Annotated in this window: 12 protein-coding genes; 9 read left to right on the top strand and 3 right to left on the bottom strand. The window is 61.8% G+C overall.

The genetic code is table 11. From position 1 onward, the window contains the following. Positions 1–54: 54 nt before the first annotated feature. The 3 genes from O8B93_RS00525 (at position 55) to O8B93_RS00515 (ending at position 3,607) form a co-directional block, all read left to right on the top strand. A complete protein-coding gene (locus tag O8B93_RS00525; protein ID WP_269707900.1) occupies positions 55–2,055 on the top strand; it encodes a pseudouridine synthase in 2,001 nt (666 codons plus the stop codon). Then, positions 2,036–2,593, top strand: a complete 558-nt coding sequence (gene rsmD / locus O8B93_RS00520; RefSeq protein WP_269707899.1) for a 16S rRNA (guanine(966)-N(2))-methyltransferase RsmD — start codon at positions 2,036–2,038, stop codon at positions 2,591–2,593. Before O8B93_RS00525 ends, rsmD begins: the two co-directional genes overlap by 20 nt. Before the next feature lie 87 nt (positions 2,594–2,680). After that, on the top strand, positions 2,681–3,607 hold the full coding sequence (locus O8B93_RS00515; RefSeq protein WP_269707898.1) for a patatin-like phospholipase family protein: 927 nt from the start codon (positions 2,681–2,683) through the stop codon (positions 3,605–3,607). Positions 3,608–3,799: 192 nt separating this feature from the next. On the opposite strand, the gene O8B93_RS00510 is transcribed toward O8B93_RS00515, so the two are convergent. Next, positions 3,800–5,629 (bottom strand): monovalent cation:proton antiporter-2 (CPA2) family protein, encoded by a 1,830-nt coding sequence (locus O8B93_RS00510; RefSeq protein WP_269707897.1) that lies wholly within the window; start codon positions 5,627–5,629, stop codon positions 3,800–3,802. 116 nt (positions 5,630–5,745) lie between these two features. Here O8B93_RS00510 and O8B93_RS00505 point away from each other — a divergent pair, with 116 nt between their 5' ends. From O8B93_RS00505 to lpxK, 6 genes are all read left to right on the top strand, one after another. Beyond that, positions 5,746–7,092, top strand: a complete 1,347-nt coding sequence (locus O8B93_RS00505) for a TldD/PmbA family protein (protein WP_269707895.1) — start codon at positions 5,746–5,748, stop codon at positions 7,090–7,092. A gap of 93 nt (positions 7,093–7,185) precedes the next feature. After that, positions 7,186–7,992 (top strand): 3'(2'),5'-bisphosphate nucleotidase CysQ, encoded by an 807-nt coding sequence (locus O8B93_RS00500; protein WP_269707894.1) that lies wholly within the window; start codon positions 7,186–7,188, stop codon positions 7,990–7,992. Positions 7,993–8,053: 61 nt separating this feature from the next. Further along, the gene (locus tag O8B93_RS00495; protein WP_080825864.1) at positions 8,054–8,293 is read left to right on the top strand and encodes a DUF4170 domain-containing protein; all 240 of its coding nucleotides are present in this window, start codon (positions 8,054–8,056) and stop codon (positions 8,291–8,293) included. A gap of 214 nt (positions 8,294–8,507) precedes the next feature. Beyond that, positions 8,508–9,830: a lipid IV(A) 3-deoxy-D-manno-octulosonic acid transferase gene (gene waaA / locus O8B93_RS00490; RefSeq protein ID WP_269707893.1), complete on the top strand. Its 1,323-nt coding sequence runs from the start codon at positions 8,508–8,510 to the stop codon at positions 9,828–9,830. Beyond that, entirely contained in the window at positions 9,824–10,561 is a 738-nt protein-coding gene (locus O8B93_RS00485) for an HAD family hydrolase (RefSeq protein ID WP_269707892.1), read from the top strand. Before waaA ends, O8B93_RS00485 begins: the two co-directional genes overlap by 7 nt. 356 nt (positions 10,562–10,917) lie before the next feature. Further along, positions 10,918–11,958, top strand: coding sequence for a tetraacyldisaccharide 4'-kinase (lpxK, locus tag O8B93_RS00480; protein ID WP_269707891.1), 1,041 nt, complete (start codon positions 10,918–10,920; stop codon positions 11,956–11,958). 180 nt (positions 11,959–12,138) lie between these two features. Here the strand turns inward: lpxK and O8B93_RS00475 are convergent, their stop codons facing one another. Together O8B93_RS00475 and mutL are read right to left on the bottom strand one after the other, a co-directional pair. Next, the gene (locus O8B93_RS00475) at positions 12,139–12,360 is read right to left on the bottom strand and encodes a DUF2093 domain-containing protein (protein ID WP_269707890.1); all 222 of its coding nucleotides are present in this window, start codon (positions 12,358–12,360) and stop codon (positions 12,139–12,141) included. Between the two features lie 151 nt (positions 12,361–12,511). Next, complete coding sequence (mutL, locus tag O8B93_RS00470) at positions 12,512–14,344, bottom strand: DNA mismatch repair endonuclease MutL (protein WP_269708615.1); 1,833 nt, start codon at positions 14,342–14,344, stop codon at positions 12,512–12,514. Between the last annotated feature and the right edge of the window lie 52 nt (positions 14,345–14,396).

The following is a 14,396-nucleotide window of genomic DNA, read 5'->3' as shown; positions in this document are numbered from 1 at the left end:
TTAACCCTTGTGCTTGGACCTGATAGGACAGCCCAAACAACAGGCAAATAGCAAATGACTTTTAAAGACAAGCCGAAGCGTGACGGCGGCAAAACTTTTGGCGGCGACAGGAAGCCGAAAGGCCCCGGCAAACCCGCTGCAGAGCGTGAAAAGAAACCGGCGCAAGCCAAGGCTGCGCCCGCTTCTGCCGCCACGGCCGAGGTGGTTGGTGCCGGCAAGCCCGAGCGTATCTCGAAAATCATGGCGCGCGCCGGCGTTGCCTCGCGCCGCGATGTCGAGCGCATGATCATGGAAGGCCGCGTGTCGCTGAACGGCGTCTTGCTGGATACGCCGGTGGTCAACGCCACGCTGTCAGACAAGATCGAAGTGGACGGCATGCCGATTCGCGGTGCGGAGCGCACCCGCCTCTGGCTCTACCACAAGCCCGCCGGCCTGGTGACGACCAATTCCGACCCGGAAGGCCGTCCTACCGTTTTCGACAATCTGCCGGGTGAACTGCCGCGCGTGCTCTCCATCGGCCGCCTCGATATCAACACCGAAGGCCTGCTGCTGCTCACCAATGATGGTGGCCTTTCCCGCGTGCTGGAACTGCCGACCACCGGCTGGCTGCGCCGTTACCGCGTGCGCGCCCATGGCGAGGTGGATCAGGCAGCCCTCGACAAGCTGAAGGACGGTATTGCCGTCGATGGCGTGCTTTACGGCGCTATCGATGCGACGCTCGACCGCACCCAGGGCCACAATGTCTGGATCACCATGGGTCTGCGCGAAGGCAAGAACCGCGAAATCAAGAATGTGCTCGGCGCACTTGGTCTTGAGGTCAACCGCCTGATCCGCATTTCCTACGGTCCGTTCCAGCTGGGCGATCTGCCCGAGGGCAAGGTGCTGGAAGTGCGCGGCCGCATGCTGCGTGACCAGCTTGGCCCGCGCCTGATCGAAGAGGCCGGCGCCAATTTCGACGCGCCGATCTACAATACATCTGTCGACGATGAGGAAGAGGCGCCGGTCAAGCGCGCCAAGTCCGAATGGGCAAAGAGCGACGCGCCAGAAGGCAAGCCGCGTTTTGAAAAGACAGCCGGCAAGCCGGAAGACCGCCGTGAAAAGGCGCTTGGCCGCCTTGATACAAAGCGTGGCGACAAGCCTGCCGGAAAATTCGGTGGCAAGGGCCGCAATGACGAAGAGGGCGATGATCGTCGCCCCCGCCAGCCTGCCGGCACCAGCCGCACCGCCAATGTCTGGATGGCGCCCGGCGCAAAGCCCACCCGCGACGGCAAGGAGCGCAAGTCTTCTGCCCGCGCCGAAGCCGAGAGCCTGTTCAAGAAGCCGTCCGCCCAGGATGAAGCCCGCCGTAACGTCGTGCGGCATGCTGACGCCGAAGGCGAGTGGATTCGTTCGGACTCTCCCCGTGAAGAAGAAGGTGGCCGCGGACGCGGTGACCGTCCTGGCCGCGGCGAAAAGAGCTTTGGCGATCGCGGTGGACGCGGCGGAAAATCTTTCGGTGGTAAACCTTCTGGCGACAGACCCTCTGGCGACCGGCCTTTCCGGGATCGCCCGCGTGAAGATGGCGACCGCCCCCGTGGCGAGCGCCCTGCACGCGGCGCAAAGAGCTTCGGTGATCGCCCTGCACGCGGCGACAAACCCTTCGGCGACCGTCCCTTCCGTGACCGGCCCCGCGAAGACGGCGATCGCCCGCGCAGCGACCGTCCGCGTGGCGAGAAGAGTTTTGGCGATCGTACCGCGCGTGGTGAAAAGCCATTCAGCGAACGCCCGTTCCGTGACAAGCCTCGCGAAGAGGGGGATCGTCCCGGCAGTGACCGTCCACGCGGCGACCGGCCTTTTGGAGACAAGCCGAGAGGTGCAAAACCCGGCGGCAGGCCCGCATCGGGCAAGCCGTCATTTGGCAAGTCCGGCGAGCGTGGCGAACGTTCCGGTTTTTCGGGCAAGGGTAAAGGCCCCGGCGGCAATGGCCCCGGTGGCGGCAAGCCGGGTGGCAAAGGCCCGGGTGGCAAACCTTCTGGTGGCAGGGGAATGACACGTAATGCGGATCGTAGGCGGTGAGTTCCGCGGCCGGACACTGGCCGCGCCGAAATCGAATTCCATTCGTCCGACTATCGACAGGACGCGGGAAAGCCTCTTCAACATCCTGAGCCACGCCTATCCGGAAAGTCTTGACGGTACGCGCGTGCTGGACGTTTTTGCCGGAACCGGCGCGGTGGGGCTGGAAGCCCTGTCGCGCGGCTGTCGGGTGGCGCTCTTCGTCGAAAACGGCGTCGAGGGCAGGGGGCTGTTGTGGGAAAATATTGATGCGCTCGGCCTGCACGGCCGCGCCCGCATCCTGCGGCGTGATGCCACCAAGCTCGGTGGCGTCAACAATATCGAGCCCTTCGATCTTCTCTTCGCCGATCCGCCCTATGGCCATGGCCATGGCGAGAAGGCTTTCGCGGCAGCCCATGGCGGCGGCTGGCTGAACCCCGGCGCGCTCGCCATCCTGGAAGAGCGCGGCGATGTGACGGTCACGGTCGAGCCTGCGTTCAAGCTGCTTGAAAGCCGGATTTTTGGCGATACGAAGATGCATTTCTACCGCTACGAGCCCTGACGGGAGACTTTCCCGCCACGCCACGGTCTTGTCTTGTTTGCGCAATAGGCAGAGCCTTTACCGTGGTAAACTTCTGGGGTCTTTTGCATGGAGCAGGCTGGCAACGAGGGGATCAGGATCGTCAGCGCCGGAGAAGAGGTCCCCGGGCGCGACGGTCAAAAAGGCCATGAGCCGACATTCGGACTGGCGCTCGGCGGCGGCGGTGCGCGCGGCATCTGCCATATCAATGTCGTCGAGGCGCTTGACGAACTCGGCATCCGGCCGGTCGCAATCTCCGGTTCCTCCATCGGGTCCATCATCGGCGCGGGCATGGCTGCCGGCATGTCAGGCCGCGACATCCGCGAGTACACGCTCGAACTCATGGGCCGCAAGGGCTCCGTCGCCAACCGGCTCTGGAGCCTGGGTCCCGCTTCGATGCGCCACGCAGCCCATGGCTTTCGCTTCGGACAGTTCAATCTCGAACTTATTCTTCACGCCTTGATGCCACAGGCGTTGCCGAAGGAGTTCTCCGAACTCGCCATTCCGCTGAAAGTCATAACAACCGATTATTATGCCCAGACCGAAGTGGTGGTCGAAAGCGGTGAGATCATTGAGGCGCTGGCGGCCTCAGCCGCCATTCCGGCGCTTTTCATGCCGGTTCGTATCGACGGTCGCATCATGATCGATGGCGGCATCTTCAATCCGGTCCCCTATGAGCATCTGCTTGACCACGCCGATATCGTGATCGGCGTTGATGTCGTCGGTGGCCCGGAAGGGGATGGAACCACCATGCCCAGCCGATTGGAAAGCCTGTTCGGCGCCAGCCAGTTGATGATGCAGGCCGCGATTGCCCTCAAGCTCAGATTGCGCCCGCCACACATTTTCCTGCGCCCGCCGGTGCACCGCTTCGGCGTGCTGGATTTTTTGAAGTCGGAGGAGGTACTGAATGCTTCGGCCGGCATCAAGGATGATCTGAAACGGCAGATCGAGATGCAGGTGGAGCTGTTTCATCGCGGGCAGGGTGTGGAGGCTTGAATAATCGCTACGAACGGGCGGGTGCTGCGCGTTTCTTCTCCCCGTCGGGGAGAAGGTCGCGGCAGCGGGATGAGGGGGCGAGGGTAGAGAGTTACGGCAACGTTGCCCCCTCATCCGACCCTTCGGGCCACCTTCTCCCCGGCGGGGAGAAGAAACAAGTGGCGCGCTCCCAGCTACGACCCTGAACTCAATTCACAGCGAAACTTCCGTCTCGTTGTCCTCCATATCCTCTTCCTCCTCCCGCTTCTCAGCCTTGTTCTTCGGTTTCATCAGCGGTTCCGGCTTCACTTCGCGTACCGGCTTGTTGTGCAGCATCTGCCGTCCAGCCGCGAGTCCCTCCACGGCCTGAAGCTCCAGCCGCTGTTCGTCCCGTTCGCGGATATCGTCGGAGATGGCGAGCGCCCGCTCACTATCCATATCAAGCCCTTCCAGAATGCGCCTGCCGAACAGAAGGCCGGATTCCAGCGTCTCGCGGATTTCATATTCCACGCCCTTTTTCCTGAGGTCGAGGGAATGAATGCGGTCATAGGAGCGGGCATAGATGCGCACGCTTGGAAATTCCGACTGGATCATGTCGATGATACGGTCGGTGACCTCCTTCTTGTGGGTGCAGACAGCCACCAGATCGGCGCGTTCGATACCGGCTGCGATCAGCACATCCTTGCGGGTGCCATCGCCGAAAAAGATGCGGAACCCGAAACGGGCGGCCTGACGCACACGGTCGGCGGAACTGTCGATGACAGTCACGTCGCGGCCGCCGGCAAGCAGGATCTGCGAGGCGATCTGGCCGAAGCGGGAAAAGCCGATCATCAGCACATCCGCGCCCGCCCCGTCGAAATCCTCCTCAAGCTTGTCCTCTTCCGCATCCTCCGCGGTCAGCCGTCGCGAAATCACCGCCAGAACCGGCGTCAGCGCCATGGAGAGCGTGACGACGGCGACGAGGATCGAGGCCGTGGCCTGCGGAAACAGCCCGGACGCGGCGGCCGTGGTGAAAAGCACGAAACCGAACTCGCCGCCCTGCGCCAGAAGCAGCGCGATGCGGCTCGACGCATAACGCGACGAACCGGCAATACGGCAAAGGCCATAGATCAGGGCCGCCTTCACCGCCATCATGACAGGCACGGCGATGAGGATGAGGACGATGTGCTCGTAGACGATATTGATATGCAGCGACATGCCGACGGCCATGAAGAACAGCGCCAGGAACAACCCGCGAAACGGCTCTATATCGGCCTCCAGCTCGTGCCGGTAAGAGGATTCCGACAGCATCAGCCCCGCCAGCAGCGCACCCATGCCCATCGACAGGCCCACCATCTCCATGATGGCGGCCGCGCCGATGACGACAAAAAGGGCGGCCGCGATCATCACTTCGCGCGCACCCGTGCGGGCAATGATCTGGAACATGGGGGTGAGAAGATAACGTCCCGCCAGCACCATGCCGGCCACCGCGACGACCGAGGCGACGAGATCGTAAGCCATGGAGTCTGTCGGCACATCCGGCCGGTTTGAGAGAATGGTGACGAGCGCCAGCAGCGGCACGATGGCAAGATCCTGAAACAGCAGGATCGAGAAGGAGCGGTTGCCGTGCCGCGTATTCATGTCGCCGTCGTCTTCCAGAATCTGCAGCGCAAAAGCGGTGGAGGAAAGCGCAAGGCCGAAACCTGCAACCACGCTTCCCCGCGCGTCGATCAGCCCCGCCCACCAGGCAATTACCGCCAGCGCGCTGCCCGTCACCAGCACCTGCGCCAGCCCGAGACCTAAAATATCGCGCCGCATCTGCCAGATGCGCGAGGGTTTCAGTTCCAGCCCGATGATGAAGAGCAGAAAAACGACGCCCAGTTCCGAGACATTGAAAATGTCCTTCGCATCCGTGACGAGATGCAGGAACGGCCCGATGATGATGCCCGCCACCAGATAACCCAGCACGGTGCCAAGGCCGAGCTTGCGGAAAACCGAGGCCGCAATGACCGCGCCGGCCAGAAGCAGCAAGGGTTCGGAAAAGAGAGCGTCGTGCTCGGTCATGCGGGCGGACTTTCAAATAGGGTGGCGATGGAGCCGTCTGAAGAGAGAAAGCGGCGTTTCGCCCTTGATGCGGGGTTGCTGGCACAATAAATGGAACAGGAATGAAAGGCCAACTCATGTCCTCAGAAATAGATTCTTCCAAACTTCTCGACCGCGCCAGCCAGCTTGTCGATCTTGCCCGTGCCGCCGGTGCGGATGAGGCGGATGCCGTTGTCGTCCGCTCCCGCTCGCAATCGGTCGGTGTGCGGCTCGGCAAGGTGGAAAGCACTGAATCCTCCGAAAGCGACGATTTTTCCCTGCGCGTCTTCGTCGGCCGCCGGGTGGCGAGTGTTTCGGCCAATCCGGGCTTTGATCTGAAGACCCTTGCCGAGCGGGCCGTCGCCATGGCGAAGGTTTCGCCCGAAGACCCCTTTGCCTGCCTTGCGGACAAGGAACGGCTGGCGACATCCTATGACGATCTCCAGCTTTTCGACGCGACGGAAGTTTCGGCGGATCAGCTGCGGGAAGCGGCACTTGCCTCGGAAGAGGCCGCACTTGCGGTCAAGGGCGTCAGCAATTCCTCCGGTGCCGGTGCATCAAGTGGCATGGGCGGGCTCGTCCTCGTCACCTCGCATGGCTTTTCCGGCAGTTATATGGGCAGCCGCTTCGGCCGGTCCGTCAGCGTCATCGCCGGCGAAGGCACGAAGATGGAGCGCGACTACGATTACGACAGCCGTCTTTATTATGCCGATCTGGATGCAGCCGAAGAAATCGGCCGCCGCGCCGGTGAGAAAGTCGTGCGGCGCGTTGGCCCACGCCAGGTCGATACCGGCAGCAACATCACGGTGGTGTTCGATCCACGCATTGCCCGCGGTTTCGTCGGCGCCATTGCCGGTGCGATCAATGGTGCTTCGGTTGCCCGCAAGACCAGCTTCCTGCGCGACAAGATGGGCCAGCAGATTCTGAAAAAGGGCCTTCATCTCACCGACGATCCGCAGATCGTGCGTGGTCCGTCCTCCCGTCCGTTTGACGGCGAGGGTGTCCGGGGTGAGAAGATGACGATGATCGAGGATGGTGTTTTGAAACACTGGTTCCTCTCCACCTCGGCGGCGCGGGAACTCGGCCTTGAAACCAACGGCCGCGGCGTGCGCGGCGGCACCTCGGTCTCGCCGGCCTCCACCAACCTGGTGCTGGAGCCGGGCGAGCTGTCGCCCGAAGAATTGCTGGCGCAGGTTGGGTCAGGTTTTTACGTCACCGAACTGATTGGCCACGGCGCCAACATGCTGACAGGCGAGTATAGCTGCGGTGCCAGCGGGTTCTGGATCGAGAACGGCGAAAAATCCTTCCCCGTGTCCGAAGTCACCATCGCGTCAAACCTGAAGGACATGTTCATGCGGGTGACGCCTGCCAATGATATCGACCGCAAATATGGTGTTGCGGCACCGACGCTCGCCATCGAAGGCATGACGATCGCCGGCAAGTGATGCGGCCTGCGGGTTGTTTTCGCCGGCACTTTATGTGCAAGTGCGAAGAGAAAAACGGGCGCGCCGTTTGAGGCGCGCGGAAAAGACGGCAAAATGAACGATATGGCTGAGGCCCGCTGGGCCTCCGATTTGAGGCTGGTGCTTGAGGCCGCCCGCAAGGCGGGCGAGACGGCGCTGGGTTTCTTCCGCAAGGACCCCGAGGTCTGGTGGAAGAATGGCGGGCTTTCGCCGGTCAGCGCGGCCGACTACGCCGCCAACGAAATCCTCGAAACCATTCTACGCTCCGCCCGGCCGGATTATGGCTGGCTTTCCGAAGAGACGGATGACGATACGGACAGGCTATCCCGCTCCACCGTTTTTGTCGTCGATCCCATCGACGGAACCCGCGCCTTCATCGGCGGTCGGGATACCTGGTGCGTCAGCGTTGCGGTGGTCCATGAGGGCCGGCCGGTCGTCGGCGTGCTCGTCGCGCCGGCGCTGGCGGAGGAGTTCACCGCGGTGGAAGGCGGCGTGGCGTTGAAGAACGGAGCCGCCATCTCGGCAACCCGTGACAATGGCGGAACCTTTCATCTTGCCGCAGCGGCAGAAGCGATCGCGCATCTGCCGGAAGCCTTGCGCAACACCGTGGAGCGTATTCCGCACGTCCCCTCGCTTGCCTACCGGCTGGCCATGGTGGCGGATGGCCGCATTGACGGAACGCTGGTCAAGGCCAATTCCCACGAATGGGATCTGGCCGCTGCCGACCTCATTCTGGAAAGAGCAGGCGGGCAGCTTGTCGGTCTCGATGGAAAACCTCTGATGTATAATCGCTGCGAGGTGAACCACCCCGCATTGTGCGCCGCAGCAAATTATGCGCTGCCTGCACTTTTGAAAGCGTTTTCACATCTGTCTGACAGTTGACGTTTGCCGGGAAATCCCGCAGATGAAGGCCTCTCTCAGCGTTTAAGAAAGAGATAAAGACATGACGGAAACTGGCAAACCGAAACAGCTGCTGCACCTCGTCTTCGGCGGCGAACTTGAAAACCTTCAGGATGTTCAGTTCCGGGATTTGAACGCACTCGATATCGTCGGCATCTATCCGGATTACGCTTCTGCGCTGACCGCATGGAAGTCCAAGGCGCAGATGACGGTTGATAACGCCCATATGCGTTATTTTATCGTGCATATGCACCGTCTTCTCAATCCCGACGACAAAAATTGAGTCCTTTTGCCCTTGCGTTGTAATACTATTGGGTGAAGGCGAGCTTTTCCGTGATTCCTGCCGTTCAACGGCAGGCCGATAGCTCCGGCACGAGAAAATGTGATCGCGCTTTCATTTCCGATGATAAAAAATGACGCAATTTAAGAAGAAGTAGGCGGCGACAACAACAAGAACAGGGGCAGGCTTTGCGCGGAATGATCAAGGGCAGAATGTCATGAGCAGCCGTATCGCACGTTTCGCTCTTTCGGGTTACCGGATTGCCGGTATCGCCGCCTATCCCTTTGCCAGACCCTATCTTTCCTATCGGGCGGCGAAGGGCAAGGAAGACAAGCGCCGCCGGCTTGAACGTTTCGGTTACGCCAGCGCAGAGCGCCCGCGCGGGCCGCTCGTCTGGTTCCATGCCGCAAGTGTCGGCGAAACTCTTGCCCTCATCCCGCTGATCCGCGAAATCCGCAAGCGCGATATCTTCGTGCTTTTGACCACCGGCACCGTCACCTCGGCTGAACTGACCCGCACCCGGCTTGGCGACGACGTGATCCACCAATATGTGCCGCTCGACATCAAGATCGCGGTCAACCGTTTCCTCACCTATTGGGCGCCGGATGCCGCCATAACAGCGGAATCGGAAATCTGGCCGGTGACGATGATGGAACTGGAGCGTCGGCACATCCCGCAGATAAGGGTCAATGCGCGCCTTTCCGATCGTTCCTTCGACCGCTGGAAGGCCCGCCACGACATTGCGGAATCGCTGTTTTCCAAGCTGGCGCTGGTGGTTGCACAGTCCGATCTCGATGCCGAACGTTTCCGTGATCTCGGCTCCTGGCCGGTGGTGATATCAGGCAATCTGAAGGGCGACACCGATCCGCCGCCCTGTGACGAGGCCCTTCTGGAGAGCTATCGCAAACAGGTCGGCAATCGCAAGACATGGGCGGCGATCTCCACCTTCGATGGCGAAGAAAAGGCCGCAGCGACCGTGCATGCAGCGATCAAGTCGCGCAATGGACAACTGACCATCATCGTGCCGCGCCATCCCGAGCGTGGCGATGATGTGGAGGCCATGCTGAAGGGCATGAACCTTTCCGTCGCCCGCCGCAGCCGCAATGATGTGATCACCCCGGAAACCGATATTTTCCTCGGCGATTCCATCGGCGAAATGGGACTTTACCTGCGGTTGACCGAGCTAGCCTTCGTCGGCCGGTCTTTGACGGCGGAAGGCGGGCAGAACCCGCTGGAGCCGGCCATGCTCGGCTGTGCCGTATTGTCGGGCGCGCATGTGCAGAATTTCCGTGAGGCCTATCAGAAGCTGATCCGCGCCGGCGGTGGTCGTATCATCCGTGATGTCGAGATGCTGGCCAAGGCGGTGCATTATCTGCTGGTTAACGACAATGAGCGTTACAAGATGATCGATGCCGGCAACCGGGTCATTCAGGATATGCGCGGTGCGCTGTCCTCCACCGTCAAGGCGCTGGAACCCTATATCAACCCGCTGACCGTTTCGGCCAAGCTGCAACCGCGGAGCGCCATCGGTTCATGGTAGCGAATATCGAACTTGATGCGACGCCGTCGATAGCCGCTGTGCTTTTCGACAAGGACGGAACCCTTTTAGGTTATGACGCGAGCTGGGGACCTGTGAACCGCGAACTTGCGTCGATAGCCGCCAAGGGCGACGCCGCACTCGCCGACCGGCTTCTCATCGCCTGCGGCATGGACCCCGTTACCGGCCATGTGGTGCCCGACAGCCTGCTCGCCGCCGGCAACACGGCGGAAATCGCCGCCGGTCTGGTCGCCGCCGGTTCGCCCTGCGATGTTGTCGAACTAACGCAACGCCTCGACCGGCTGTTTACCGAGGCTGCGGATAAATCCGTGCCCGTCACCGACCTCAAGGCGTTTTTCGCACGGCTGAAGGCGCGCGGCTACAAGCTCGGCATCGCCTCCAGCGACAATGAAAACTCAATCCGCCAGACGGCCGTCCGTTTCGGTTTTGAAGCAGATATCGATTTTGTCGCAGGTTATGACAGCGGTTACGGCACCAAACCGCAGCCCGGCATGGTTCTCGGTTTCTGCGAGGTGATCGGATTTCCGCCGGAACGTGTGGCCGTTGTCGGCGACAATAACCACGATCTGCATATGGCGAGAAACGCCGGCGCCGGTCTGCGCATCGCTGTTCTGACGGGAACCGGCTCGCGCGAAAGCCTCGGTGCGGATGCGCATTATTGCTTTGATGACATTACCGGGCTAGAGGCGCTGCTGCCGGAACGGGTTGTTTGAAGCGGTAAGCGCGCGCGGCTTTCCGCGCGCCTTTCATTGTCGCGGTACTCTCTATGTCCCGTCATACCGGCCCTGAGCCCGTATCCAGCCGACGGGCGTCTGCCCGGCGAAAGGACTTTTCTCAGCCCAAGGACTTGGTCTGGCTGGATACCGGCTCGAGGCCGGTATGACGATAGAATGGATATCGCGGCGCACGGTTTGAGGCTCCGTGTTGAAGTACGGCAGCCCGTGTCGGACCGATGTGTGAAACCCGTCTATTCCGATTTTGCAATTTACGGTTTTTTCTGGCAAACAACCTCCCAGATATGAAATGGCGAACGCAATGCCGTGGGCGATGCGGCCGGGAGCGGGAATAGATGGTTTCTGAAGCGCCGCCCTTCTGGTGGCAGAAAGCGGGCTGGCAGGCATGGCTCCTGTCGCCTTTCTCGCTTCTCTACGGCAAGATCGCCGGACGGCGGATGCGGACGGCAAAGCGGGCAAGCGTGTCCGTTCCGGTGATCTGCATCGGCAATTTCACTGTCGGCGGAGCGGGCAAGACACCGACAGCGATGGCAATCGCCCGGGCTGCTACCGCTAAAGGCCTTAAACCCGGTTTCCTCAGTCGCGGTTATGGCGGCACGCTTGACGTCACCACTCTGGTCGATGCGCAGCACCACCGCGCCGCCGATGTCGGCGATGAGCCCCTTCTCCTTGCGCGCGAGGCAGTTACTGTCATTTCGCGACGGCGCGTGGAGGGCGCGCACCGGCTTGTGAAGGAAGGCGTCGATATCATCATCATGGATGACGGGTTCCAGAGCGCCCGCCTGACGCTGGATTACGCGCTGGTTGTCATCGATACGGTGCGCGGCATCGGCAATGGCCATCTCGTGCCCGGCGGCCCGGTGAGGGCGCCGCTGGCCGAGCAGATGCGGCAGATGACCGGATTGCTGAAGGTGGGCAAGGGCCACGCGGCCGATCCGCTGGTAAGGCAGGCGGCAAAGGCCGCCAAACCCGTCTTCGTCGCCGCGATCACACCGCAGGAGCCGGAGGATTTCGGGGGGAAGCGTGTGCTGGCTTTCGCGGGTATCGCCGATCCCGCGAAATTCTATCGCACCGTCGAGGCGCTTGGCGGCGACATCGTGCTGAGCCGCTCCTTCCCGGATCATCATCATTTCAGCGATGACGAAATAGACGATCTCCTCAAGGATGCCCGCAAGGAGAATTTGCAGCTGGTGACGACCGCCAAGGATGCGGTGCGGCTCAACGGACATCACGGCCGGGCGGAAGAGCTGCTTTGGAACAGTCAGGTTATCGAGATCGATATGGTGTTCGATGACCCCAATGCGGCCTCGACGATCATCGAGACAGCGGTGAATAACTGCCGCGCCCGCCTGCTGCGGGAAAATGCGCGGCCGTAATTGTGGAGCAACAATATTCCGTCATACCGGCCTTGAGCCGGTATCCAGTCAGCCCAAGTCCTTGGACTGAAAGAACTCTCCCGACGCGCAGACGCGCATCGGCTGGATTCCGGCTCAAGGCCGGAATGACGGAAGAGGGATGTGTCCGAAAACCAAATCGTAGTGCGCTACAGGGCGCGTTCAGGCCGGCAAACCGCCAGCCTTCCGTTCCGCCTCCAGCGAAGCCGCCGCATCAACGTAAGCCTCCTGCCGCGCCACGCTCCAGTAGCGTAACTCGTCGAGGGGAATGGTTTTACCTGTCATCGCGCAGAGAACATGCGAGCCGGTCTGGACGATGCGGAAGTCCCCGTCGAGATATTCGATGACGGCGAGGCGGTTGCCGCCTCCTTCAAATCTGTTCATCCGTTTTCGTCTCCTGCTCTGTCCTGCAAGGGCACCCAGTCCGAAACGGCGTAGCGTTTTCCTGAACAATCCGGATGCTCCAATGTCCCAAATTTATATAGCTCGGCGCGGCGCAAGGCCAGCCCCGCCTGCCTGCCGTTCAATGAAGGCGTCAGCTGCGGCCGAAGAGCCGTTCTATATCGGAAAGTTTCAGTTCGATATAGGTCGGCCGGCCGTGATTGCATTGGCCCGAACCCGGCGTGTTTTCCATCTGCCGCAGAAGCGCGTTCATCTCCTCCGGCCGCATGCGCCGGCCGGAGCGCACCGAGCCGTGGCAGGCCATTGTCGCGGCGACATATTCCAGCTTGTTGGCTAGCGTGGAAGCGGCGTCCCATTCGGCGATCTCGTCGGCTAGCTGGCGCACCAGCCCCTGCACGTTGACTTCGCCCAGCATGGCCGGCGTTTCCCGCACCGCGATTGCGCCCGGCCCGAAACGTTCGATGACGAGCCCCAGCGCGTCGAAACCGGCCGCGTGATCCATCAGCCGGTCGCAATCTTCCTCGGGCAGGTCGATGATTTCAGGGATGAGCAGCACCTGTGAGGGCGGCCGCCTCGAATGCAGGGCATTGCGCATTTCCTCGAACACCAGCCGCTCATGCGCGGCATGTTGGTCGACGATGACGAGGCCGTTTTCCGTCTGCGCGATGATGTAGTTCTCATGCAGTTGCGCCCGTGCCGCCCCAAGTGGATAAAGCACCGGCTCCGGTGAAGGGCTTGCGGAAGCCTCATAAGCATCGCGTGGCTCCGCCCGCGCTGTCGGCATGGTGATATCGGAAAAGCGCGATTGCACCGCTTCGGCAAATTGCATGTCTCCGGAAACGGCGAGCGGCCGCGACGGCGAGGTCGCGGCGGACCATGGCGCGGAAGCCGGCATGGAAGGTGAGGGCCGCAGGCCGGACGGGCTGTAGCCGGGACGGAAGGCGTTCATCACCTGGCTGGCGCCCGTCGTCGCCGCCCTGTCGCCGTCACGCGTCAGCGCCTGCCGGATCGCCCCGACGATCAGCCCGCGAATGAGGCCGGGATCGCGAAAACGAACGTCGGATTTCGCCGGATGCACGTTCACATCCACAAAGGCAGGGTCGAGCGTGATGGACAGCACCGCCACGGGATAGCGCCCATGCGGCACGGTTTCGGCATAGGCGCCGCGAATGGCCGATAAAAGCAGCTTGTCCTGCACCGGCCGGCCATTAACGAAGACATATTGATGCGCCGAGTTGCCACGGTTGAAGGTCGGCACGCCGGCAAAGCCGGTCAGCGTCACATCCTCACGCCCGGCATCGATTTCGATCGCGTTATCCTTGAACTCCGCACCAAGGATCTGCGCCATGCGGGCGAGATGATCGTCGCCGGTCGAGGGAATTTCGAGCGTCGAACGGTCAGTGCCCGAGAGCACGAAGCGGATATGCGGAAAGGCGATCGCCATGCGCTTGACGACCTCGGTGATGGCGGCGGCCTCCGCCCGTTCCGTCTTCAGGAATTTCAGCCGCGCCGGGGTGGCGAAAAACAGGTCGCGCACCTCAACGATGGTGCCGGCATTCGAAGCGGCGGGCCGCACCTCCGACACCTTGCCGCCGGTGACCGAAATAACCGAACCCTGTTCGGCACCCTGTTGCCGGCTGGTGATCGTCAGCTTGGCGACCGAGCCGATGGAGGGCAGGGCCTCGCCGCGAAATCCGAGCGTGCGGATGTCATCCAGCGTCGTGGAAATTTTCGAGGTGCAATGACGCCTAACCGCAAGTTCCAGATCGGCAGGTGACATGCCGGAGCCGTTATCGGTAATCCGCACCAGCCCCTTGCCGCCGCCCGCCGTGGCGATCTCGATGCGGGTCGCGCCCGCGTCGATGGCGTTTTCGACGAGTTCCTTCGTGGCGCTGGAGGGTCTTTCGATGACCTCGCCGGCGGCGATCTGGTTGATGAGGGTTTCTGAAAGCTGCTTGATGGCCATGATCGTCATTTTCGCGGATTCGCGGCGGCTTCGAAAGCAAAAAACCGGGGCG

This window comes from Martinezella rhizogenes (assembly GCF_027460065.1).
GTDB lineage: Bacteria > Pseudomonadota > Alphaproteobacteria > Rhizobiales > Rhizobiaceae > Agrobacterium > Agrobacterium rhizogenes_C.
This window is presented reverse-complemented; position numbering and strand designations above follow the sequence as displayed.

What these genes read in the sequence shown, in the direction of transcription:
- O8B93_RS00525 (WP_269707900.1), top strand. Translation starts at nt 55, where the DNA reads ATGACTTTTAAAGACAAGCCGAAGCGTGACGGCGGCAAAACTTTTGGC.
- rsmD (WP_269707899.1), top strand. Translation starts at nt 2,036, where the DNA reads ATGCGGATCGTAGGCGGTGAGTTCCGCGGCCGGACACTGGCCGCGCCG.
- O8B93_RS00515 (WP_269707898.1), top strand. Translation starts at nt 2,681, where the DNA reads ATGGAGCAGGCTGGCAACGAGGGGATCAGGATCGTCAGCGCCGGAGAA.
- O8B93_RS00510 (WP_269707897.1), bottom strand. Translation starts at nt 5,629, where the DNA reads ATGACCGAGCACGACGCTCTCTTTTCCGAACCCTTGCTGCTTCTGGCC.
- O8B93_RS00505 (WP_269707895.1), top strand. Translation starts at nt 5,746, where the DNA reads ATGTCCTCAGAAATAGATTCTTCCAAACTTCTCGACCGCGCCAGCCAG.
- O8B93_RS00500 (WP_269707894.1), top strand. Translation starts at nt 7,186, where the DNA reads ATGAACGATATGGCTGAGGCCCGCTGGGCCTCCGATTTGAGGCTGGTG.
- O8B93_RS00495 (WP_080825864.1), top strand. Translation starts at nt 8,054, where the DNA reads ATGACGGAAACTGGCAAACCGAAACAGCTGCTGCACCTCGTCTTCGGC.
- waaA (WP_269707893.1), top strand. Translation starts at nt 8,508, where the DNA reads ATGAGCAGCCGTATCGCACGTTTCGCTCTTTCGGGTTACCGGATTGCC.
- O8B93_RS00485 (WP_269707892.1), top strand. Translation starts at nt 9,824, where the DNA reads ATGGTAGCGAATATCGAACTTGATGCGACGCCGTCGATAGCCGCTGTG.
- lpxK (WP_269707891.1), top strand. Translation starts at nt 10,918, where the DNA reads ATGGTTTCTGAAGCGCCGCCCTTCTGGTGGCAGAAAGCGGGCTGGCAG.
- O8B93_RS00475 (WP_269707890.1), bottom strand. Translation starts at nt 12,360, where the DNA reads ATGAACAGATTTGAAGGAGGCGGCAACCGCCTCGCCGTCATCGAATAT.
- mutL (WP_269708615.1), bottom strand. Translation starts at nt 14,344, where the DNA reads ATGGCCATCAAGCAGCTTTCAGAAACCCTCATCAACCAGATCGCCGCC.